General features: G+C 72.8%; 18 protein-coding genes and 2 pseudogenes. 14 read left to right on the forward strand and 6 right to left on the reverse strand.

The annotated features are described in order from the left end of the window. Nucleotides 1-39 precede the first annotated feature (39 nt). Nucleotides 40-291: pseudogene (locus ACQEVC_RS03975) on the forward strand (succinate dehydrogenase/fumarate reductase iron-sulfur subunit); the annotation flags it as partial. A gap of 115 nt (nucleotides 292-406) precedes the next feature. Here ACQEVC_RS03975 and ACQEVC_RS03980 read toward each other — a convergent pair. Then, the gene (locus ACQEVC_RS03980) at nucleotides 407-790 is read right to left on the reverse strand and encodes a (deoxy)nucleoside triphosphate pyrophosphohydrolase (RefSeq protein ID WP_432873447.1); all 384 of its coding nucleotides are present in this window, start codon (nucleotides 788-790) and stop codon (nucleotides 407-409) included. Between the two features lie 269 nt (nucleotides 791-1,059). Between ACQEVC_RS03980 and ACQEVC_RS03985 the strand changes: the two genes are divergently transcribed. Together ACQEVC_RS03985 and ACQEVC_RS03990 are read left to right on the forward strand one after the other, a co-directional pair. Then, the gene (locus tag ACQEVC_RS03985) at nucleotides 1,060-1,371 is read left to right on the forward strand and encodes a 4a-hydroxytetrahydrobiopterin dehydratase (RefSeq protein ID WP_432873450.1); all 312 of its coding nucleotides are present in this window, start codon (nucleotides 1,060-1,062) and stop codon (nucleotides 1,369-1,371) included. An 86-nt stretch (nucleotides 1,372-1,457) separates the two neighbouring features. Further along, the gene (locus ACQEVC_RS03990; RefSeq protein WP_318397569.1) at nucleotides 1,458-1,820 is read left to right on the forward strand and encodes a PH domain-containing protein; all 363 of its coding nucleotides are present in this window, start codon (nucleotides 1,458-1,460) and stop codon (nucleotides 1,818-1,820) included. A 67-nt stretch (nucleotides 1,821-1,887) separates the two neighbouring features. On the opposite strand, the gene ACQEVC_RS03995 is transcribed toward ACQEVC_RS03990, so the two are convergent. Continuing rightward, nucleotides 1,888-2,307 carry a winged helix-turn-helix transcriptional regulator gene (locus tag ACQEVC_RS03995; protein WP_432873453.1) on the reverse strand — a complete coding sequence of 140 codons (420 nt, stop codon included), beginning with the start codon at nucleotides 2,305-2,307 and terminating at the stop codon, nucleotides 1,888-1,890. A 114-nt stretch (nucleotides 2,308-2,421) separates the two neighbouring features. Here ACQEVC_RS03995 and ACQEVC_RS04000 point away from each other — a divergent pair, with 114 nt between their 5' ends. Next, nucleotides 2,422-3,297, forward strand: coding sequence for an SDR family oxidoreductase (locus ACQEVC_RS04000; RefSeq protein ID WP_432873456.1), 876 nt, complete (start codon nucleotides 2,422-2,424; stop codon nucleotides 3,295-3,297). A gap of 18 nt (nucleotides 3,298-3,315) precedes the next feature. Here ACQEVC_RS04000 and ychF read toward each other — a convergent pair whose 3' ends face one another. Continuing rightward, nucleotides 3,316-4,404 (reverse strand): redox-regulated ATPase YchF, encoded by a 1,089-nt coding sequence (ychF, locus tag ACQEVC_RS04005; RefSeq protein ID WP_432873459.1) that lies wholly within the window; start codon nucleotides 4,402-4,404, stop codon nucleotides 3,316-3,318. Nucleotides 4,405-4,658: 254 nt separating this feature from the next. On the opposite strand from ychF, the gene ACQEVC_RS04010 reads away from it, so the two are divergent. From ACQEVC_RS04010 to ACQEVC_RS04040, 7 genes and pseudogenes are all read left to right on the forward strand, one after another. Then, complete coding sequence (locus ACQEVC_RS04010; protein WP_432873462.1) at nucleotides 4,659-6,338, forward strand: DNA-3-methyladenine glycosylase 2 family protein; 1,680 nt, start codon at nucleotides 4,659-4,661, stop codon at nucleotides 6,336-6,338. 5 nt (nucleotides 6,339-6,343) lie between these two features. Next, nucleotides 6,344-6,847 (forward strand): methylated-DNA--[protein]-cysteine S-methyltransferase, encoded by a 504-nt coding sequence (locus ACQEVC_RS04015; protein WP_432891018.1) that lies wholly within the window; start codon nucleotides 6,344-6,346, stop codon nucleotides 6,845-6,847. 154 nt (nucleotides 6,848-7,001) lie between these two features. Next, nucleotides 7,002-8,972: pseudogene (locus tag ACQEVC_RS04020) on the forward strand (ABC transporter ATP-binding protein); the annotation flags it as partial. A gap of 227 nt (nucleotides 8,973-9,199) precedes the next feature. Next, nucleotides 9,200-11,110: an ABC transporter ATP-binding protein gene (locus ACQEVC_RS04025; protein WP_432873465.1), complete on the forward strand. Its 1,911-nt coding sequence runs from the start codon at nucleotides 9,200-9,202 to the stop codon at nucleotides 11,108-11,110. A 160-nt stretch (nucleotides 11,111-11,270) separates the two neighbouring features. Continuing rightward, entirely contained in the window at nucleotides 11,271-12,962 is a 1,692-nt protein-coding gene (locus tag ACQEVC_RS04030) for a serine hydrolase domain-containing protein (RefSeq protein WP_432873467.1), read from the forward strand. A 33-nt stretch (nucleotides 12,963-12,995) separates the two neighbouring features. Further along, nucleotides 12,996-13,667, forward strand: coding sequence for a response regulator transcription factor (locus ACQEVC_RS04035; protein WP_432873470.1), 672 nt, complete (start codon nucleotides 12,996-12,998; stop codon nucleotides 13,665-13,667). Beyond that, nucleotides 13,664-14,722: a HAMP domain-containing sensor histidine kinase gene (locus tag ACQEVC_RS04040; protein WP_432873473.1), complete on the forward strand. Its 1,059-nt coding sequence runs from the start codon at nucleotides 13,664-13,666 to the stop codon at nucleotides 14,720-14,722. Before ACQEVC_RS04035 ends, ACQEVC_RS04040 begins: the two co-directional genes overlap by 4 nt. A 164-nt stretch (nucleotides 14,723-14,886) precedes the next feature. Here ACQEVC_RS04040 and ACQEVC_RS04045 read toward each other — a convergent pair whose 3' ends face one another. Next, nucleotides 14,887-15,807: an aminoglycoside phosphotransferase family protein gene (locus ACQEVC_RS04045; RefSeq protein WP_432873476.1), complete on the reverse strand. Its 921-nt coding sequence runs from the start codon at nucleotides 15,805-15,807 to the stop codon at nucleotides 14,887-14,889. A gap of 122 nt (nucleotides 15,808-15,929) precedes the next feature. Here ACQEVC_RS04045 and ACQEVC_RS04050 point away from each other — a divergent pair, with 122 nt between their 5' ends. Together ACQEVC_RS04050 and valS are read left to right on the forward strand one after the other, a co-directional pair. Beyond that, nucleotides 15,930-16,532, forward strand: coding sequence for a DUF6939 family protein (locus ACQEVC_RS04050; RefSeq protein WP_432873477.1), 603 nt, complete (start codon nucleotides 15,930-15,932; stop codon nucleotides 16,530-16,532). A 211-nt stretch (nucleotides 16,533-16,743) separates the two neighbouring features. Continuing rightward, nucleotides 16,744-19,356 (forward strand): valine--tRNA ligase, encoded by a 2,613-nt coding sequence (valS, locus tag ACQEVC_RS04055; RefSeq protein WP_432873480.1) that lies wholly within the window; start codon nucleotides 16,744-16,746, stop codon nucleotides 19,354-19,356. On the opposite strand, the gene ACQEVC_RS04060 is transcribed toward valS, so the two are convergent. Next, nucleotides 19,353-19,976: a TetR/AcrR family transcriptional regulator gene (locus ACQEVC_RS04060; protein WP_432873483.1), complete on the reverse strand. Its 624-nt coding sequence runs from the start codon at nucleotides 19,974-19,976 to the stop codon at nucleotides 19,353-19,355. The two genes, valS and ACQEVC_RS04060, sit on opposite strands and share 4 nt — an antisense overlap. Before the next feature lie 66 nt (nucleotides 19,977-20,042). On the opposite strand from ACQEVC_RS04060, the gene ACQEVC_RS04065 reads away from it, so the two are divergent. Continuing rightward, nucleotides 20,043-20,759: a hypothetical protein gene (locus tag ACQEVC_RS04065; protein WP_432873486.1), complete on the forward strand. Its 717-nt coding sequence runs from the start codon at nucleotides 20,043-20,045 to the stop codon at nucleotides 20,757-20,759. A gap of 195 nt (nucleotides 20,760-20,954) precedes the next feature. Here ACQEVC_RS04065 and ACQEVC_RS04070 read toward each other — a convergent pair whose 3' ends face one another. Then, nucleotides 20,955-22,220: a M14 family zinc carboxypeptidase gene (locus ACQEVC_RS04070; RefSeq protein ID WP_432873487.1), complete on the reverse strand. Its 1,266-nt coding sequence runs from the start codon at nucleotides 22,218-22,220 to the stop codon at nucleotides 20,955-20,957. Nucleotides 22,221-22,258 lie beyond the last annotated feature (38 nt).

Genomic DNA, 22,258 nt, shown 5'->3' on the forward strand with positions numbered 1-22,258 from the left:
GCGCAGGGCCAGACCCCGCGCGACCCGGACGAACTCGGCTCGGTGCACTCGCACGCGGGCGGTTCGCACGAGCCCGAGGCCGAGGCCGGGGCGGAGCACGGTGTGCACTGGGGCCGGCAGGTCCCGCACCCGACCGCGCCCCCACTGGACTCCCGGGGTCGGTTGGCGATCAGCGAGTTCACCTTCGACAAGGCGGCCGCGCCCTCACCGTTCGGTGACGACGTGACCTTCCCGCTGCCGGCCGAGGGTCTCAACTACAGCCACCCGGAGCAGCCGCGCGACAAGGACTGACCCGTCTCGTGGTGCGGGCCGAGCCACCGGAGGGTGGACTCGGCCCGCGTCCCGGGGCCGGGTGGCGGTCCGACGACGGCCGACGGGACGACGGTGTTCAGCACCGGCCGGCCGGTCAGGACGCGGTCAACACCGCGCGCAGCGCCGCCATGATCGGTACGTCCGCCGGCAGCCACGGCACGCTGTCCAGCTCTTCCGGGCGCAGCCAGCGCAGTTCGGAGTGCTCCAGGGGTTGCGGCTGGTCCCCGTCGACCAGTGCGGCCAGATAGACCCGGAGCACCGAGCGGCCATGCCCCATCGGGACATCCCGGCCGATCCGGTCACCGATCTCGACCCGTACGCCCAGCTCCTCGGCACACTCCCGGACCAGCGCGGCGACCTCGGACTCGCCCGGCTCGACCTTGCCGCCCGGGAACTCCCACCGGCCGGCGACCTCGGGCGGGTGAGATCGCGCACAGCCGAGTACCCGGCCGGCGACCACGATGGCCGCTCCCACCACGACCTTCGGCTCCCGCCGTCCGCGCCCGGAATGTCCCCTGGTCGACCCATCCCGGTCGTTACCATTCGCCCAATCGGTCCGCACGGACGTCCAGCGTGCCAGATCAATCGGGAATTCGGGTAGCTGCGCCGGACCCACCGGCCAACAGAAGACGGAAGGGTGGACGTGGACACACCAGCCGGCCAGCGACAGACTAGGGAGCACCGACCGAGACACGGGATGGCGACGATTTGGCCACAAGCCGGCAACGACGCCTGGGAGGTTTGGCGATGCGTGCTCTGTGGGGTGGCCGGATGGACCGCGACTACCTGAGCGACGCACTCACCCTACTGGGCGGCTGGACCCGCGAGGGACAGCAGATCAAGAGGACCCTCATCCTCGACGACACCCAGCACGCAGCTCTCACCGAGCGGATAAAGATCATCGCGGACGCGCTGCATCTCCGCCCGGAGGTGCGGCGACTGGACGGGCACACCCAGATCAGGATCGGCCCCCGCGACGACAGCGAGATCACCGAGGGTGAGGTCACGCTCGCCGCCCGGATCGAGGACGTCTACCGCGCGGTGACCGCTCCGAACTGACCGGGCGAGGCCCCGGCCCCGTCTCCTCGGACCCGGCGACCCGGCTGGGCGGTGCGGTGGTGGCGGGCCCCTCCTACCCTCGGATCATGGCCAACGTCACCTTTGACCGTCGCGAGCAGCTCAAGCAGATCGAGAGCGGCCTGCTCGACGGGGAACAGGTCATCGCCGTCTACGACGCCATCGGCACGGGCACCGGGTTCATCGGGCTGACCGACCGACGCGTGATCATCCAGGACAAGTCGTTCGTCGGCAAGAAGTTCGCGATCACCAGCATCCCGTACTCGAAGATCACCAGCGTGAGCGTGGTCAGCAACAAGTCCTGGGGCGGTTCGTTCTTCTCCACCGGCGCCATCGCGATCAACGTCGGCACCCACACCTACGAGGTGGAGTTCCGTGGCGACCAGAAGAGTCACCACGTACACAACGTGATCCTGCACTACATCTCGTGACCGTCCACCGGACTGGTGTCCGGCCGGTCGCCGTCCGGGGACGCCCCCGGGACGGACGCGCCGACGCTCAGGCTTCCCGCGTCGCGTCGTACGCCTTCCGGGCGGCGAGGACGTCGTCCAGCCGGCCCTCGACCCAGCGGGCCAGCGCCGACACCTGCTCCGCGACCTCCCGTCCGGTCGGGGTCAGCGAGTAGTCCACCCGGGGCGGGATCACCGGTCTGGCGGCGCGGTGCACGAAGCCGTCCCGCTCCAGGGTCTGGAGGGTCTGCGCCAACATCTTCTCGCTCACCCCGCCGACCTGGCGGCGCAGCTCGCTGAACCGGTACGACCGGTGCAGCAGCGCGGCCAGCACCAGCACGCCCCAACGGCTGGTGACATGTTCGAGCACCCCCCGGGACGGGCAGTCCACCCGGTTGACGTCGGGCGCCGTGCCGGGCGACTTGGGCGGAACCCGACCGGCGGGAGTCGAATTCTCGGTTACGCTCACGTCACTACCTTACTCAGAAGTGGGTACTGTCACCAGAGCCCATACCCCTCCTACAGTGAGTGCGGAACGTACGGCGTGCACCTGCGCCGCCAGACGACCGGAAGAAGCACTCAGATGAGCATCGTCATCACCGGGGCAACCGGCCAGCTCGGCCGCCTGATCATCGCCGACCTGCTCGCGGCGGGCGTGCCGGCGGACACGATCACCGCCGTCGCCCGGAGCAAGGAGCGGGCGGCCGACCTGCTGGCCCGGGGCGTCGGGCTGCACGTCGCCGACTACGACGAGCCGGACACCTTCACCCGGGCGTTCCAGCCCGGCGACCGAGTACTGCTGATCTCCGGCAGCGAGGTCGGCAGGCGCATCCCCCAGCACGCCGCGGTGATCCAGGCGGCCCGGGTCACCGGCGTCGCCCAGTTGGCCTACACCGGCGTGTTCGGCGGCCCCCGGGCCGACTTCCGGCTCGCCACCGAGCACCGGGAGACCGAGCGGCTCATCCTCGACTCCGGCCTGCCGTACACGTTCCTGCGGAACAACTGGTACTCCGAGATGTACGCGGTCAACGAGCTGCCGGGGATCCTGACCCGGGGCGCCGTCGTCACCAACGTCACCCCGCGCAGCCGGATCGCCACCGCCACCCGGGCGGACTACGCCGCCGCCGCGGCCGTCGTGTTGCGCGAGGACGGGCACCTGGGCAAGGCGTACGAGCTGAGTGGCGACACCGCGTGGACCTTCGAGGAGTTCGCCGCGGAGGTGTCCCGGCGCAGCGGCCGGACGGTCGTGCACACCTCCGTGCCCGGGCCGGAGCGGGCGGCGATCCTGACCAGCGCCGGTGTCCCCGCCCCCTTCGCCGACGTACTGGTCGAGGTGGACGACGCGATCAGCCGCGGTCTGCTCGCCGGCACGCCCGGTGACCTGTCCCGACTCATCGGCCGCCCGACGACACCGATCGCCGACACCATCGCGGCGAGCCTGGCCGCCCAGGCCGGCTGAGCCGAGCCCCGACCGCGGTCAGACGTTGAACCGGAACTCCACCACGTCGCCGTCCTGCATGACGTAGTCCTTGCCCTCGATCCGGACCCGGCCGGCGGCCTTGGCGGCTGCCATCGAGCCGGCGGCGACCAGGTCGTCGTACGAGACGATCTCGGCCTTGATGAAGCCGCGCTGGAAGTCGGAGTGGATCACACCGGCCGCCTCCGGCGCGGTCGCCCCGATCGGGACCGTCCAGGCCCGTGCCTCCTTCGGCCCGGCGGTCAGGTACGTCTGCAGACCCAGGGTGCGGAAGCCGACCCGGATGAGCTGGTCGAGACCGGGCTCGGACTGCCCGATCGACTCCAACAGTTCCCGCGCCTCGTCCGGGGGCAGGTCGGTCAGCTCCGACTCGACCTTGGCGTCCATGAAGATCGCCTCGGCCGGTGCGACCAGCAGGCGCAGCTCGTCGAGCAGGTCGGCGTTGTTGAGTTCCGCCTCGTCGACGTTGAAGACGTACAGGAAGGGCTTGGTGGTCAGCAGGTGCAGCTCGCGCAGCTCGACCACCTCGATCCCGGCGTTGGCCGCGCCCGCGTAGAGGGTGACCCCGGTGTCGAGCAGCTCGGCCGCCTTCTTCGCGGCGGTGACGGCGGCGGCCCGGTCCTTGCGGACCTTCGCCTCCTTCTCCAGCCGGGGCAGGGCCTTCTCGATGGTCTGGAGGTCGGCCAGGATCAGCTCGGTGTTGATCGTCTCGATGTCGTCGCCGGGCGAGACCTTGCCGTCGACGTGCACCACGTTGGGGTCGGAGAAGACCCGGACGACCTGGCAGATCGCGGCGGCGTCCCGGATGTTGGCCAGGAAGGCGTTGCCCCGGCCCTGCCCCTTCGACGCGCCCCGGACCAGGCCGGCGATGTCGACGAAGGAGACCGGCGCGGGGATGATCTTCTGCGAGCCGTGGATCTCGGCAAGCTTGCCCAGCCGGTCGTCCGGCAGGCCGACCACCCCGACGTTCGGCTCGATGGTGGCGAACGGGTAGTTCGCGGCGAGTACGTCGTTCTTGGTCAGCGCGTTGAAGAGGGTGCTCTTGCCGACGTTGGGCAGGCCGACGATGCCGATGGTCAGTGAAGTCATGCGAACGCGACTGCCTCTCTCGTAGCCTCCGGCGACCCGGTGTGGTCCACCGGCCCGGCCCGGGATGAAGTCTACGGACGCTCCCGGACCGCTACCGCGACGGGCGAGACCCGGCGCCGGGGCCACCGCTGACGGACCGGCCGGAGCGCGCCGGCCGGTCCGGGCGGTGACCCCGGCCACCACTCGGTGAGGTAGGCACGGCCAGGTCCGATTCCCGCGAGTCAACGCGCCCGGCACGCGGCACCATCGAAGGCATGGAACTGGACTTCGAACGGTGCTATCGGGCGGTCGACAGCCGGGACCAGCGGTTCGACGGCTGGTTCTACACCGGCGTCACCACCACCGGCATCTACTGCCGGCCGTCCTGCCCGGCGATGACCCCGAAGCGGCGCAACGTCCGATTCTATCCGTCGGCCGCAGCCGCCCAGCGCGCCGGGCTGCGCGCCTGCCGGCGCTGCCGGCCGGACGCCGCCCCCGGATCGCCGGAGTGGAACGTCCGGGCCGACATCGTCGGACGGGCGATGCGGCTGATCGCCGACGGTGTGGTCGACCGGGAGGGGGTGCCGGGGCTGGCCGGCCGGCTCGGCTACACCGACCGGCACCTGCACCGGATGCTGGTCGCGGAGGTCGGTGCCGGGCCGCTCGCCCTGGCCCGGGCGCAGCGGGCGCAGACCGCCCGGATCCTGGTCGAGACGACCGACCTCGGGCTGGCCGAGATCGCCTTCGCCGCCGGCTTCGGCAGCGTACGGCAGTTCAACGACACGATCCGCGAGGTGTACGCGGTGGCGCCGTCCCAACTGCGCGACGCCGCCCGCCGCTCGGCCGGTACCGGCTCCCGCCGCGCTTCCCGGACGGTCGGGGGCGAAGTCTCCGGTGCGACGGCGTCGGCGGTCCCCGGCGGCTCGAACGGCACGCCGGGGACGATCGCGCTGCGGCTCGCGTACCGGGCACCGCTGCACGCCGACGCGCTGCTGGACTTCCTCGCCCTGCGGGCGGTACCCGGAATCGAGGAGGTCGAGGCCGGGTCGTACCGCCGCGGCCTGCGGCTGCCGAACGGGCCGGCCGAGATCGCCATGACCCCGATGCCCGGGTACGTCGCCGCCACCCTCCGGCTCGCCGATGTCCGTGACCTGGCCCCGGCGGTGGCCCGCTGCCGCCGCCTCTTCGACCTGGACGCCGACCCGGAGGCGGTGGACGGGGTGCTCGGCGCCGATCCGGTGTTCGCCGAGGCGGTGGCGAAGGAGCCGGGCATCCGGGTGCCGCGTGCGGTGGACGGTTTCGAGATGGCCGTCCGGGCGATCGTCGGCCAGCAGGTCTCGGTCGCCGGGGCGCGTACCGTGCTGGCCCGGCTCGCCGCCGCCGACACCGACGCGCCGGCCGCGCTGGCCCGGGACGCCGACCCCGCCGACCCCGCCGGCCGGGTCGCCCGACTCGGCCGGACCGAGGCGGCCACCGTCCCCACGGACTCGGCTGTCAAGCCGGCGGGCTCGGCCGGCGGGCCGGCGGGCTCGGCCGGCGGGCCGGCGGGCTCGGCCGAGACAACCGGACCCGCCGGGCTGCGTGCGTTTCCGACCGCCGAGGAGGTGCTGGCGTTGCCGGACTCCGCGTTCGGCATGCCGGCCGCCCGGCGGGCGACGATCCGGGCGCTGGCCGAGGCGGTCGCCGCCGGCGACCTGGACCTGGACCCCGGCGCGGACCGGGCCGAGCTGGTCGACCGGCTGACCGCGCTGCCCGGCATCGGCGCCTGGACCGCCGGCTACGTCGCGATGCGGGCGATCGGCGACCCGGACGTCTTCCTCCCCACCGACCTCGGGGTACGCCGGGGCGCCGCGGCGCTCGGCCTCCCCGACGACCCGAAGAGCCTCGACGCGTACGCCGGCCGCTGGCGGCCCTGGCGCTCGTACGCGGTGATCAGACTATGGAGAGCAGAGTGAACGAGATGTACAGCAGTCGGATCGAGACGCCGACCGGACCACTGACCGTCCTCGCCGACCCGGAGGGCGTGGTGCACGCCGCCGGCTTCACCACGGACACCGCCAACCTGCTCGGACTGGTGCACCCCCGACTGCGCCGGGAGGTCCGGGAGCGGTCCGAACTCGGCCCGGTCAGCGCGGCGGTACGGTCCTATCTGGACGGCGACCTGACCGCGATCGACGCGGTACCGGTCGTGCAGCACACCGACGGCGAGTTCATGGCCCACGCCTGGAACACGTTGCGGCAGGTCAAGCCGGGCGAGCCGATCACCTACACCGAGTTCGCCGAGCTCTCCGGCCGGCCCCGGGCGGTCCGGGCCGCGGCGATGGCCTGCGCCCGGAACGCGGCGGCGCTCTTCGTACCGTGTCACCGGGTGCTGCGCACCGACGGCGGGCTCGGCGGTTTCCGGTGGGGACTGCCGGTGAAGACCTGGCTGCTCGCCCACGAGCGCAGCCCGATCGGCGGGTGACCGCCCCGCCAAGTTCTGCACTGCCAGATCGTGTGCTGTTACTTCCCCTCCATGGGTAGTGACAGCACACGATCCGGCGCGGATCCGCTCCGGCGACGCCAGGTGACAACAACACGACTCATCCGGAAGCTGGATTTGCCGTTAACGTCATGGCATGGCGCCGGATCGTGACGACGAGCCCACGGTCCGGGGCCGGCCGGGCTTCCGGCTGCCCGCCCGGCTGGGGATTCGCCGGAAGGGAGAGCTGTCGCGGCGCACCACCGAGCCACCGTCGCAGCGCACCGTCGACCCACCGTCGCAGCACACCACCGAGCCGCCGTCGCAGCACACCACCGAGCCACCGTTGCGGCGCTGGCGGCGGCTCCGGCTGCCCGGCAATCCGTTGCCCCGCAACCTCTGGCGGCTGCGGCGCTACCTCCGCCCGTACCGGGTGCAACTGGTCTGGCTGCTGCTCGCGGCGTTCGCGGCGACCGGGGCGAGCATCGCCGTACCGCTCGTCGTGCAACGGGCGGTGGACGGTCCGATCGCGCACCGCGACCCCGGCGGCCTGCTCCGGCTCGGCGGGCTGGCGCTGCTGCTCGGGCTCGCCGAAGCGGCGTTGATCTTCATCCGGCGGTGGGCCCAGTCCTCCTCGGCGGTCGGGATGGAGGCCACCATCCGGGACGAGATCTACGCCCACCTGCAACGGCTGCACATCGGCTTCCACGACCGCTGGCAGTCCGGCCAGTTGCTGTCCCGGGTCACCAGCGACCTCTCGGTGATCCGGCGCTTCCTCTCCTTCGGGCTGCTCTTCCTGGTCGTGAACGTCACCACCTACCTCGCCGTGGTGACACTGCTGATCACCCTGCACCCGGGCCTCGGGCTGCTGGTGGCGGCCGGCGCGGTGCCGCTGTTCCTGGCAAGTCGCCGGTTCACCCGGTCCTACCTGCTGGCGGCCCGGCGGCTCCAGGACGAGCAGGGCGACCTGGCCACCCTGATCGAGGAGTCGGCGCAGGGCATCCGCACAATCAAGGCGTTCGGCCGGCGCCCGGAGATGACCCGGCGGTTCGCGGCCGGCAGCCGTACGCTGCACGACACCGCGACCGGCAAGGGCCGGCTGCTCGCCCGTACCTCCGCGCAGTTCGACCTGATTCCCAACCTGACCCTGGCGGCGGTGCTGGTGGCCGGTGCGGTCGCCGTCGCGCAGGGCTCGCTGACCATCGGCGGACTGGTCGCCTTCGTCAGCCTGCAACTGATGCTGATCTGGCCGATCGAGTCGCTCGCCTGGATCATCGCCAACGCCCAGGAGGCGATGACCGCCGCCGACCGGATCTACGAGGTGCTGGACACCCGGCCGACCATCGTCGACCGGCCGGGCGCGGTGGCGCTGGCCGGGCCGGAGGGCGCTGGCCGGGGCGGCGCGCTCCGCTTCGACGGGGTGTGGTTCGGCTACCCACAGGGGCCCCCGCTGCTGCGCGGCGTCGACCTGGCGGTCCAGCCCGGCGAGACGCTGGCCATCGTCGGCGCCACCGGCTGCGGCAAGACCAGCCTGCTCTCGCTGGTGCCGCGCCTGTACGACGTCACCGCCGGCCAGGTCAGCCTGGATGGGCGGGACATCCGGGACATCCGGCTGGACTCGCTGCGCAGCCGGGTCGGGATCGCCTTCGAGGAGCCGACGCTCTTCTCGATGTCGGTGCGGGAGAACCTCACCCTGGGCCGGGCCGACGCGGGCGACGACGAGGTACGCGCCGCGCTCGCCGTGGCCCAGGCCGACTTCGTGTACGACCTGCCGTGGGGGCTGGACACCCGGATCGGCGAGCAGGGGCTCTCCCTCTCCGGCGGGCAGCGGCAACGGCTGGCCCTGGCCCGGGCGGTACTCGGCCGGCCCGGGGTGCTGGTGCTCGACGATCCACTGTCGGCGCTGGACGTACACACCGAGGCGCTGGTCGAGCGGGCGCTGGCCCGGGTGCTCCGGGACACCACCGCGCTGGTGGTGGTGCACCGGCCCTCGACCGTCGCCCTCGCCGACCGGGTGGCGCTGCTCGCCGACGGCCGGATCGCCGCCGTCGGTACCCACGCCGAACTGCTGCGCGAGGTGCCCGCGTACCGGGCGGTGCTCTCCGCCGAGGACACCGACCCCGCCGACGCGGCCTGCGACGGTCGCCCCGCCGAGGCTTCCACGGCCACCCGTCGCGCCGACGCCACCCATGACAGCCGTCGCACCGCAGCCGCCCACGACAGCCGCTGCGCCGACGCCGCCCACGACAGCCGTCGCACCGAAGCCACCCACGACAGCCGCTGCGCCGAAGCCACCCACGACGGCCGTCGCGCCGAGACTGCCGAGGACACCGACGACCTGGGACTCGTCAGGTCATGACGGCAGCCGGTCCGGTCGACGGCGCGACGGCGGCGGAGTCCGCCGACGACCCGACGACCAGTTCCCCGGACCTGGCCCGGTGGCGGGGCATCGCCGCCGACCCGGAGGCGGACCGGACCGCCGCCGAGACCGGCACCGCGCAGGGCATCGCCAGGCTGCGCAGCCGCAGCCGGGTCCTGCTCGGCTCGCTGATCCGGCCGCACCGCAAGCTGATCGGCGTGGCGGTGGCCCTGCTGCTGCTCCAGAACGCGGCCGGGATGGCCGGGCCGTACCTGGTGATGCTCGGTATCGACCGGGCAATCGGGCCACTCCGGGCCGGTGACCCGGGTCCGCTCGTCGCGGTGGCGACCGCGTTCGGGCTGGCTGCCGGAGCCGAGTACGTCGGCAAGCGCGGCTTTCTCACCCTCTCCACCCGGATCGGCCAGGCCATCCTGCTCGACCTGCGCCGCCGGGTGTACGACCACTTCCTGCGGCTGTCGGTCAGCTTCCACGAGCGCTACACCTCGGGCCGGCTGGTGGCCCGGCTGACCAGTGACATGGACTCGATCGCCGAACTGGTCGACGGCGGCATCGACGACCTGGTACTCGCCGTGCTCTCCATCGTCTCGGTGGCCGGCGTCCTGCTCTGGCTGGACCTGCCGCTGGCCGCGGTGACCCTGCTCGCCTTCCCGTTCCTGCTCTGGCTGTCCCGCTGGTTCGCCCGCGCCTCCGCGTCCGCCTACCGGCGTACCCGGGAGACGGTCGCGCTGGTGATCGTCCACTTCGTCGAGTCGCTCGGCGGGATCCGGGCGGTGCAGGCATTCCGGCGGGAACCGCGCAACCAACAGATCTTCGCCACCGTCAACGACGACCACCGGCGGGCGAACCTGCGGGCGTTCCGGCTGATCGCCACCTACTCCCCGGCGATCAAGGTGATCGGCAACGTGACCATCGCGGTGGTGCTGGCGTACGGCGGCATGCGGGTGCTGGGCGGGCACACCGAGATCGGCGTACTCGCCGCGTTCCTGCTCTACCTCCGCCGGTTCTTCGAGCCGATGCAGGAGTTGAGCCAGTTCTACAACGCGCTCCAGTCCGCCACGGCGGCGCTGGAGAAGCTGGCCGGGGTGCTCGACGAGCGGCCCGGCGTACCGGAGCCGGCCGCTCCCCGCCCGTTGCCGACCGGCCCGGCCCGGGGTGCGGTCGAACTGCGCACGGTGACCTTCGGCTACCGCGCCGACACCCCGGTCCTGCCGGAGTTGAGCCTGTCGATCCCGGCCGGCCAGACGGTGGCGCTGGTCGGCGCGACCGGGGCCGGGAAGTCGACGGTGGCGAAGCTGGTCGCCCGGTTCTACGACCCGGCCCGGGGCACCGTCACCCTGGACGGCGTCGACCTGCGCGACGTGGCCGACGCCGACCTGCGCCGGGCGGTCGTCATGGTCACCCAGGAGAACCACCTCTTCGCCGGGTCGGTGGCGGACAACATCCGGTTCGGCCGGCCGGGCGCGGACGACGAGGACGTGGTCGCGGCGGCCGACGCGATCGGCGCGCACGACTTCATCGCCGCGCTGCCCGCCGGGTACGCGACCGACGTGCACCGGCGCGGCGGCCGGCTCTCCGCCGGGCAGCGCCAGCTCGTCGCGTTCGCCCGGGCGTTCCTCGCCGACCCGGCGGTGCTGATCCTGGACGAGGCCACCTCGTCGCTGGACATCCCGAGCGAGCGGCTGGTGCAGCGGGCGCTGCGGACCATCCTCGCCGACCGGACCGCGATCGTCATCGCCCACCGGCTGTCCACAGTGGAAATCGCGGACCGGGTGCTGGTGCTGGACGGCGGCCGGGTGGTCGAGGACGGTCCGCCGGAGCTGCTGATCGCCCGAGGCGGCCGGTACGCGGCGCTGCACCGGCAGTGGCGCGACTCGCTGCTCCAGTGAGCCGCCGACCCGGCCCACCGCAATCCGGAGGACTCCCCGGTCCGACGCTGCCCGCCGCCGGATCTCCCGACCGCCGGCCGGGCGGTCCCGCCGCGGTGGCCGGACGATCCGGGCCAGCTCGTTTACCTCAGGTTCGCACCGGTACTCCTAGCTTCGGCCCATGACCGAGCACTTCAGGTTCGTCGCGGTGGCGATGATCGCGGTGTCGCTGGCCGCCTGCACTGCCGAGAGCGGTCCGCCGGAGTTCGAGCCGGGTTCTCCGGCCGCCACCGGTGCCCGCTGCGACGGCCGCATCGACGCCGCCTTCGGCGCATGGGCTCGGGCCGGGTTCAGCGGCTCGATCGCGATTTCGACCGGTGGGCGCTTCGACTGCCTGGCCAGCTACGGATCGGCGGACGAGGCCGCCGGCACCCCGAACACGGTCGATACCGTCTTCAGCATCGGCTCGGTCACCAAGGCGTTCACCGCCGCCACCGTGTTCCGACTGGTGGACGACCGCAAGCTGGCGCTCGACGACCGGGTCGGCAGCATCCTGCCGGAGCTGACCGGTCCGGTGGCCGGGGTGACCGTCCGGCAACTCCTGCTGCACACCAGTGGGCTGAACGGCACGCACGGCACCGACCACGAGCCGCTGGACCGGGCCGGCGCGCTGTCGGCGATCGGCGGCCTGAGGCTGGCGTTCGCGCCGGGCACCGGTTACGTCTACTCGAACGCCGGCTACACCCTGCTGGCCCTCGTGATCGAGAAGGTCTCCGGCCGCAGCTACCGGGACTACACCATGGCGGAGATCCTGCCGCTGCCGGACGGCCGGGTCGCCGGCGGATTCTGGGACGGCCAGCCGGCCGCACCGGGTCCTCGCGCCGTCGGCCGGCTCGACGGCGGCCAGACCGGTGAGTCGGGAGGCTTCGCCGGACCGCACTGGGCGGTCGACGGCAACGGCGGGCTGGCGATGACCACTCGGGACCTGGCGGCCTGGACCCACGCGCTCTTCACCGGCCGGCTCGTCTCGGCCACGTCGGTGCGGGCGATCGGCACCCCGGGGCACGACCTGGGCAAGGGCAGGTCGGAGACGCCCGGCTGGGTGGCGTACGGCGCCTCCGTGTACGGCAAGCCGTTCCTGACCACCGCGGGTGGGGGCGGCGACATCGGCCACAACGCCGTGGTGGTGTGGGTACCCGAGGGCGAGCGGGTGATCGCGATGGCGTCCAACCGGCCCGAGGTGAGCGCCGAGAAGCTGCTCGAAAAGGTGGGCCCGGCCCTGCTCGCCGGCGCTCCGCTGCCGACGCCCAGCCCGCCCCCCGGCGGCACCGCCCCGGCCGCTACCGTCGGGAAGTACCGGCTGGAGACGGGAGGTGGGTTCGAGGTGACCACCGCCGGCAACCAGATGTCGGTCTCCGCGAGCGGTGCCGACGCCGTTGCCGCGCTCTTCCCGCCGCGCGGCGTCTCCGCCGACGAGCTGCGGCGGCACGAGGAGCGGGTGCTGGCGCTACTCGACGGGGAGACTCAGGAGGGCCGCAACGAACGCAAGGCACTGGAGGCCGCGTTCGGGCGGATCACCGGCATCACTCCCGGCGGCACCGTCGTCCGGGACGGCGAACTGCACAGCTACGTCTCCGTCACCACTGACTCCCGGACGGTCCTCGGGTGGTTCGCGGTCAACCAGGAGGGCGGGGTCGAGGCCGCCGAGGTGGACACCGGACCGCCGACCCTCACCCTCACCTCGGCCGGTGCCGGCCGCTACCGTCCCGACGACCCGACCGGCAGCGGCCCGGAGGTGGTCGTCGAGTTCGGCGCGGGCCGGCTGACCGTCACCGGACCGGGCGGCCCGTACGTCGCCAAGCTGGCCGGCTGACCGGCCCCGGCCCCGCTGTCGAGGAGCCACGCCATGCGCATCCTGCTGGTCGAGGACGACCCCGATCTCGCCGAGGTGGTCGCCCTCGGCCTGCGCAACGAGTCGTACGCGGTCGACCTGGCGGCCAGCTACGCCGACGCCGAGGAGCTGCTCCGGATCACCGGCTACGACGTCGCCTGTCTCGACCTGGGGCTGCCGGACGGGGACGGGCTCGACCTCGTCCGGCGGCTCGGCCGGGATCCGGAGCTGCACCGGCCCCGGCGCTGCCTGGTGCTGACCGCCCGGGACGCGGTGACGGACCGGGTGGCCGGGCTCGACGCGGGTGCGGACGACTACCTGGTGAAGCCGTTCCACTTCGCCGAACTGGTCGCCCGGCTGCGGGCGCTCGGGCGCCGGGGCGACGTACCCGGCTCGACGCTGCGGGTCGGCGACCTGACCCTGGACCTGGCCGCGCACCGGGCGTGGCGGGCCGGCACCGAAATCGGGCTGACCGCCCGGGAGTTCTCGCTGCTGCGCTACTTCATGCACCATCCCGGCCGGGTGCTCTCCGCCGAGGAGCTGCTCGAACACGTCTGGGACGCGCACGCCAACCCGTTCACCTCGTCGGTCCGGGTGATCCTCAGCCGGCTGCGCCGCAAACTCGGCGAGCCGGCGTCGATCGTCACCATCACCGGCGTCGGCTACCAACTGGCGGAACCGTCGTGAGCCGCGGCTGGCGCTCGCTGCGGGTACGCCTCGCGGTGCTCGGCTTCCTGGCCAGTTACGTACCGGTCCTGCTGCTGTTCGGCGTGACCCTGGTGACCGACACCGAGACGACGACGCAGGCGCTGATCGGTGCGGAACCCGTCGAGCACACCACCACCGACCGGTCCGGCTGGGTCACCTGGACGGTTCTCGCCCTCGCCCCGGTCGCCGCCGGACTGGCCTGGTGGTGGGCCGGCCGGGCGGTCGGCCCGATCGACCGGATCCGGCGGGTCGTCGAGGAGATCGAGGGAGCGGACCTGAGCCGGCGTACCGGGCTCGACCGGGGTCCGTCCGAGCTGGTGTCGCTCGCCGCGAGCTTCGACGCGATGCTCGACCGGCTGGAGCGGGCCGCCGACACCCAGCGGCAGCTCGTCGAGGAGACCAGCCACGAACTGCGGATCCCGCTGGCCGTCCTGGTCACCAATGCCGAGGTGCTGCTCACCCATCCGGAGCCCACCGTCGAGGTGTACCGGAAGGGACTCGAACGGTCCCGGACCGCGGCGGTGCGGCTGCGGGCGACTCTCGACGAACTCCTGGTGGATGCCCGCGGCCGGGCCCGCGTCCTCGACCGGCAGCCGGCCGAGCTGACCGCCATCGTCGGCCGGGTACTGGAGGACGCCGGCGTGCTGGCCGCGAAGCGGCGGATCCGGCTCTCGGTCGGCGGGCCGCCGGACGCTAGCTGCGCGGTGGACGAACCGACGGTACGGCGTGCCGTCACCAACCTCGTCGACAACGCGATCCGGTACGCCCCGGCCGGCTCGGCGGTACGGGTCGACGTCGAGGCCACCGACTCCGAAGTGGCCGTACTGGTCACCGACCACGGCCCGGGCGTCCCCGCCGACGAGCAGGAGCACGTCTTCCAGCGTTTCTGGCGTGGCCGGCGGGATGTCCCCGGCACCGGTCTCGGCCTGGCGATCGCCCGGCAGATCGCACTGGCGCACGGCGGCGACCTCACGCTGCGCTCGCCGGGACCCGACGGCGACGGTTGCGAGTTCCGCCTCACCCTGCGCCGCTGACGCCGTACCCGGCCCGGCCGGGACAACAGCCCGCCCAGCCCAGCCGGGACAACAGCCCGCCCAGCCCAGCCGGGACAACAGCCCGCCCAGCCCAGCCGGGACAACAGCCCGCCCAGCCCAGCCGGGACAACAACCTGCCCAGCCCAGCCGGGACAACAGCGTGCTCAGCTCAGCCGGGGCAGCAGTAGGCGGGCGACGTCCAGGGCGCGGCTGGCCGGCGACGGGTCGCCCGGTTTCCACTCCTCGGCCGTCCAGACGTCCGACAGCACCGCCATGACGAAGCCCCAGCCGACCACCCGGTCCACCGGCATCGCCAGCAGGTCGGCGAGCTGTTCGACCCGGGCCGGCACCAGCGCGGTCAACGTCGGGTCCCGGTCGTCCGGCTCGGGGTTGTAGAGCAGCGCGCCGACCTCGAACCCGGGATCGCCGACCAGCCCGTGCGGGTCGATGGCGAGCCACGGTTCGCGCTCCGCGCGCAGGATGTTGTCGTGGTGCAGGTCGCCGTGCAGCACCACCCGTCCGGTCGCCGAGGCGCACAGCTCGCGCATCAGGCCGCCGGCCCGGGCGACGAGGTCGGCCGGCAGCGGCCCGCCGTCGCCGTGCACCGCCAGGTACCCGTCGAAGCCGGCGCCGTAGGTGGACAGGTCGGGCAGCGGGCAGTCGGCCGGCGGCGGTACGGCGAGCCGGCGCAGCACCTCCGCCGCCACCGAGGTCGCCTCGGCGTCCCGGCCGGGCACCAGGTCACGCAGCCGCCAGCCGGGTTCGGCCCGCTCCAGCAGCAGGGCACCCCGGTCCAGGTCGGCGCGGAGCAGGCGTACGGCGCCCCGGCCGGCGAACGCGGCCAGCGCCGGTGACTCGGTACGCAGCGACTCCCCGCTCGGTACACCCAGCTTCAGCACCGCCGGCCGGCCGTCGGCACAGGTCACCGCGGTGACGAAGTGGAACGACAGGTCGTACGGCTCGCCGACGGTCAACTCCCAGTCGGCGGCCACCTCGGCGAGCACCCGGGGCAGTCCGGCGAGCCAGCGGATGCCGTCCGCCCCCCACACCTGCCGTACGTTGCGGGCCAGCGCCTCGGGAATCACGGCGTCCACGGTAGCCGGCGGATCGGCGGCAGGGCGGGGTGTCGTACCCGGGCGGCAGGATGCGGGTCGACCATCGTGGTCACGTCGGGCCGGCGACGTGCCGTCGACCGGAGGGTGAATCCGTGGCGATACGGGTGATGAGCCGGCGGCGCTCCGCCGCGACCATCGAGGCGGCGGCGCCGGGCGCGTTGGTGCTCGACGTGACCTCGCGCGGGCCCGACCCCTGGGTGCGGCTGAGCCCGTTCTATCCGCACGGCGGCATCCCGGTGCCGTTCTCACCCGGCGTTTCCGGCGAGTCCGTGGAGGGGATCTGGCAGGCGCTCAAGGTCTTCGCCGGCGCCGACGTCGACCCGAGCCGGCTCGGCGTGACCACGATGAAGGGCCTGAAGCGGACGGTGCGCCGCTACGGTGCGGTGCGGGGGCACCGGGCCGGGCTGACCGGCGACCGACTGCTGGGCTACGCGGAGGCGCGGCGCCTGATCTACCTGCCGGCGTACCGGTGGGTGCTGGAGCATCCGGCGGCCGACCTGGTCGCCGAGTTGCGTCGGCTCTCCGCCGACCGGGATCTGGTGCTGCTGGACTACACCACCAACGCCGACGTCGCCGACCTGGGCACCCCGCTGTCGCACGCCGCCCTGGTCCGGTCGTTCCTGACCGGGGACTGGCCGGCGGAGTCACCGCCGGGCGAGCCGGCTGGGGCGCTGTCCGGCGGGCCGGCGGAATAGCAGTCCGGCGGGCCGGCGGCGCCGTCCTCGGGCCGATGGCCGGCGGAATAGCAGTCCGGCGGGCCGGAAGCGCCGTCCTCAAGCCGATGGCCGGCGGTGTGGTATCGGTGTCGGGCAAGTGTGCCGGCGGTGCGGAAGCTACCTGGGGCGGGCGGGCTGGCGGTGCGGAAATCCCGGTCGCCCGCCCAGCCGTCTCCCGTACCATCAACCGATGACGGATACGGAGCGGCACCAGCGCACCGGCGTCCCGGAGCGGCCGAGCCTGGACGGGCTGGCCGAGAAGTGGGCCCGCCGGTGGCAGGAGGAGGGGACGTACGCCTTCGACCGGACGAAGAGCCGGTCGGACGTGTACGCGATCGACACTCCTCCGCCGACCGTATCCGGCGAACTGCACATGGGGCACGTCTTCTCGTACACCCACACCGACACGGTGGCCCGGTTCCAGCGGATGCGCGGCCGGACGGTCTTCTATCCGATGGGCTGGGACGACAACGGCCTGCCCACCGAGCGCCGGGTGCAGAACGTCTACGGCGTCGCCTGTGACCCGAGCCTGCCGTACGACCCGCAGTGGCAGCCGCCGCGACGGCCGGTCGGCGAGGAGGCCCGGAAGAACCCGGTGGCGATCTCGCGGCGCAACTTCGTCGAACTGTGTGCCGCGCTGACCGCCGAGGACGAGCAGGTCTACGAGGAGCTGTGGCGGCGCCTCGGGCTGTCGGTGGACTGGTCGCTGACGTACACCACGATCGGCCCGACCGCCCGGGCCACCGCGCAGCGGGCGTTCCTGCGGAACCTGGCCCGGGGTGAGGCGTACTCCGCCGAGGCGCCCGCGCTCTGGGACGTCGGCTTCGGCACGGCGGTGGCCCAGGCGGAACTGGAGGACCGGGAGCGGCCGGGGGCGTACCACCGGATCCGGTTCGAGGTGCTGGCGTCCGGGCCGGGCAGCGCCGGTACCCCGATCAGCCCCGGCCCGGGCCGCGACGACCCGTACGTCCAGATCGAGACCACCCGCCCGGAGCTGCTGCCGGCCTGTGTGGCGCTGGTCTGCCACCCCGACGACGAGCGGTATGCCGACCTGGTCGGCGGCACCGTCCGCACCCCGCTGTTCGGCACCGAGGTGACCGTCTACGCCCACCCGCTGGCGGATCCGGCCAAGGGCACCGGTCTGGTGATGACCTGCACCTTCGGTGACCTGGCCGACGTGACCTGGTGGCGGGAGCTTCGCCTGCCCACCCGGGTGGTGATCGGCCGGGACGGCCGGCTGCTGCCCGAGCCACCGCCCCCGGTCGACCCGGCCCCGTACGCCGAACTCGCCGGCCTGAGGGTCAACGCGGCCCGGCGGCGGATCGTGGAGCTGCTGGCCGCCTCCGGCGACCTGGACGGCGAGCCGAGGCCGATCACGCATCCGGTGAAGTTCTACGAGAAGGGCGACAGCCCGCTGGAGATCATCTCCACTCGGCAGTGGTATCTGCGCAACGGCGGTCGGGACGCCGAACTGCGGGCCGCACTGCTCGACCGGGGAGACGAGCTGAACTGGGTGCCGACACACATGCGGCACCGCTACGAGCACTGGGTGAGCGGGCTGACCGGGGACTGGCTGATCAGCCGGCAGCGCTATTTCGGGGTGCCGTTCCCGGTCTGGTACCGGCTCGACGACGCTGGCGAGCCGGATTACGCCCAGCCTCTCACGCCGGACGAGGCAGCGCTGCCCGTCGACCCGACCTCCGACACCCCGGCCGGCTACACCGAGTCGCAGCGCGGCCGGCCGGGCGGTTTCATCGCCGACCCGGACGTGATGGACACCTGGGCCACCTCGTCGCTGACCCCGCAGATCGTCGGCGGCTGGCTCGACGATCCCGACCTGTACGCCCGGGTCTTCCCGATGGACCTGCGGCCGCAGGGGCAGGAGATCATCCGTACCTGGTTGTTCGCGACCGTCGTGCGCGCGCACCTGGAGGCCGGGGTGCTGCCCTGGCGGGACGCGGTGCTCTCCGGTTGGATCCTCGACCCGGATCGCAAGAAGATGTCCAAGTCCAAGGGGAACGTGCAGACCCCGATGGGGCTGCTGGAGGAGCACGGCCCGGACGCGGTCCGCTACTGGGCGGCGAACGGGCGGCCCGGCACCGACCTGGCGTTCGACCCGGGCCAGATCCGGATCGGCCGGCGGCTCGCCACCAAGCTGCTCAACGCGTCCCGGTTCGCGCTCGGCCTCGGTGCCGGCGACGCCCTGCGGGCGCCGGCGACCGAGCCGTTGGACCGGTCGATGCTCGCCGGACTCTCCACTGTGGTCGCCACCGCCACCGCCGCCTTCGACCGGTACGACCACACCGAGGCGATGCAGGTCACCGAGGCGTTCTTCTGGCGGTTCTGTGACGACTACATCGAGTTGGTGAAGGAGCGGGCCTACGGCGAGGGGCCGGGTGCCGAGTCGGCCCGGGCCGCGCTGGCGGCCGCCCTCTCCACGCTGCTGCGGCTGTTCGCCCCGTTCCTGCCGTACGTCACCGAGGAGGTCTGGTCCTGGTGGCGGTACGGCTCGGTGCACCGCTCCCCGTGGCCGACGACGTACGAGATCCAGCGGGTGGCCGCCGACGGCGACCCGGCCCTGCTGGAGCTGGCCGGCGCGGCACTGACCCAGGTGCGGCGGGCGAAGTCGGAGCGGAAGGTGTCGATGCGTACCGAGGTGCCGCTGGCCGAGGCGCTCGGCCCGGCGGCGATGCTGGAGCAGTTGGCCAGCATCGCCGGTGACCTGAAGGCGGCGGGCCGGATCGGCAAGCTCGACTTCCTGCCCGACCGCACCCCGGAACTCGTCATCGCCTGCGCCTTCTAGCCGAGCAGTTCCCGGATCAGCAGCTCGGTCCACCAGCGTTCCACGCGCTCGGGCGACCAGCCGCGTCCGGCGGTCAGCTCCGCGTACGCGTCGATGCCGCAGATCGCGCCGTACATGTCGACGGCGGTGCGCGGGTCGACGCCGTCGGAGAAGGTGCCGGCGGGCCACGAGGAGAAGAGCGCCAGTAGCGCCTTCTCGCCACGCCGGGGTCCTTCGCGGTAGGCGGCGGCCAGCTCGGGTTCGGTCCGGCCGCCCTCGCGGAGCAGCAGGATCACGTCTCCGGCCCGCTCGAACAGCCGTCGATGGAAGGCGACCGAGACCGCGAGCTGACCGGACGGATCGGCGGCCGCCGCCAGCTCCGCCACCAGCCGGTCGGGGTCGGCGGCCAGGTCGGCGGCGTCCATCAGCGCGATGGCGAGACCCAACTTGTTGCCGTACGCCGAGTAGACCGTCGGGACCGAGACGCCGGCCTCGCGGGCCACGTCCCGGACGGTCGTCCGCCCCCACCCCTGGGCGACGAAGAGCCGGCGGGCCGCCTGGGCGATCTGCCGGCGGGTCTCGTCGGCCTGCGCTGTCCGGACCAGCGAGTCGTACCGCCGCCGTTCCGGCGTTGCCGCCATCTTGTCCTCCCTCTTGTTGCTGCCTATATTCAATATAAGTCACGTAAAGCCAATTGGAGGCACCTCATGCGCTTCGCCCGGCTGGCCGGCCTGTCCGGCATCGGTTTCGTACTGCTGCTGCTCGGCGGAAACCTGGTGCTGGTCTCGGCCGGCTTCCCGAACCCGTCCGACAGGATGGAACTCGACGAGATCGCCCCGGCCCATGTCGACGCGTCGGATGCACTCCGCCTCACCTCCGCCCTGCTGCCCACCGCCTGGTTGCTGGCCACCATCTTCGCCGCTGGAGTGTTCGCCGCGCTGTGGCGCCACGACCGGGTGCGGGGCGAGGGCTGGGCCATGGTCGGCCTCGCCGGCATTCTCATGCAGTGCGTCGCGTTCGCCAGCGTGGGGGCGTCCCGCCTGGCCGTGGCCACGGCCGCGTCGCACGATCCCGGCGCCGTGGCCGGGCTCTGGGGCCTGCACAACGCACTCTTCGGCTTCAACCAGATCTTCCTGGCGACAGCCCTGCTCGGCCTCTCCGTCAGTGGCCGGCGGGCCGGCCTCGTCACCCGCTGGCATGCCGCCGTCGGTGTGCTCGGCGCGGCGCTGCTCTTCCTCGCCGCGACCACCAGCCCGTACGGCACCGACGGGGTCAACCCGCTCTCGCTGTTCGGCCTGGTCGGCTGGCTCCTCTGGCTGGTCTGGATCGTGGCGTACAGCCTGTTCCTGATCCGGGGCGCCGATCGACCCGCGCAGGGCCACGCCGTCACCGGCGGCCTGTCACCGCACCCGGTGAGCCATTGACCGCCACCTGTGCCTCGACGGCAGGCGCGCTCCACGCGGCGGTTCAATGTGGCGTCCCTCTGCGCAGCGCAGGCAAGCGGTCGGAGCGGCGCTGGCGTCCCGGCCGCCCCCACGGGAGGCCGGGACAGCAGTTCGTTCCGGTCGCCCCATGGAAGGCCGGGACGCCAGTTCGTTCCGGTCGTCAGCTCCGCCTCGTCAGTCCTGCGGGACGTTCATCCGCTCCGGGATCGACTCGTAGCGCTCCGGGACGATGCCGGCTAGCGTCCCGTCGGTGACGGCGTCGATGATGCCGAACATCCCGACCTCGATCTGCTTGTTCAACATGCCGTTCTGCTTCTGGCTCCAGGACTGGGTCTGGCCCCGCGTCTCGAACAGGATGGTCGCGCTGCCCCGGAGGGCGAACGAGCCCAGTGCGGTACCGGGCAGGTTCGTGTCCTGCGGATAGCGCGTCACCTTGCTCTGCGGCGAGTTCCCGCCCTGCATGGCGTCGTAAGCGGCGACGTTGATCCGCCGGGACGCGTCGTAGTCGAACTTGGGCCAGTTTCCGTGCTGTGCCGGGTCGGTGATGAAACGCCCCGAGATGGAGAGCGTGGTGAAGTCGTCCATCCCCTCACCGGTGTAGCAGGGCGCCTGGTTGTGCAGGTCGACGAAGACGTCCACGGTGCCGAACTCCCGCTCCAGGCCACGGTAGACCTCGCGGACGGTCTGCGCCTCGGGAGTCACGTACCAGCCGACCGACGCGCTGTTGCCGGGGAAGTCGGCCGGCTGGGGAACGTAGTCGAGGTCCGGGTTGAAGTCGCGGTTCACGTCGAACCCGCCGAGCCGGGAGTTGTAGTTCCACGCCGGCTGGACCCCCGCCAACTGCGGGAAGTCGGCGACGACATCGTCCCAGCTCGTCGCGTTCTGCCGGGTGTCCAGCTCGCCGCCGTCGGCGTTGAGCCTCGGCACGGCGACCACGGTGACGGCCTTGCGGATCTCCGCGGAGCGGGCCGAGTTGTCGCCCAGCTTCTTGAGCGTCTCCAGCAGTGCGACGGTGCCGTTCATCTCGTTGCCGTGGATCTGGCTCTGGATCAGGACCACGGTGTCGCCCTCGCCGACCCGGGCGGTCCAGATCTCCCGCCCCTGGTTGGAGTGACCGGCGACGTCGACGGCGACCTTGCCCCCGCTGGTCTGCTCGATCTGCGCAAGGCTGCCCCGCAGCTCGTCGTGGCTGATGAAGCCCTCGACCGGCTTGTTGCCGGTCTCCGTCCCGCAGTGCGACTGGAGGGGCTGGGCGGCGACCGGCCCGCTGGTCATCGCGACCGCCCCCGGTACGCCGACGAGCAGGGCGGCGGCCACCGCGAGGCGGCGCTTGAGCTGGCCGACGGCCGCGTCGGCTCCGGACGATGACGCGGCGGCGCCACCTGTGACGGATCGCGTGGTGGCTGGCTGACTACTGTGGCGGGACAACCTCGATGACATGCGCTGTACCTCCGATGGGGTGGGGGTCCGGCGTGACG

This window comes from Plantactinospora sp. CA-294935 (genome assembly GCF_050936445.1).
GTDB lineage: Bacteria > Actinomycetota > Actinomycetes > Mycobacteriales > Micromonosporaceae > Plantactinospora.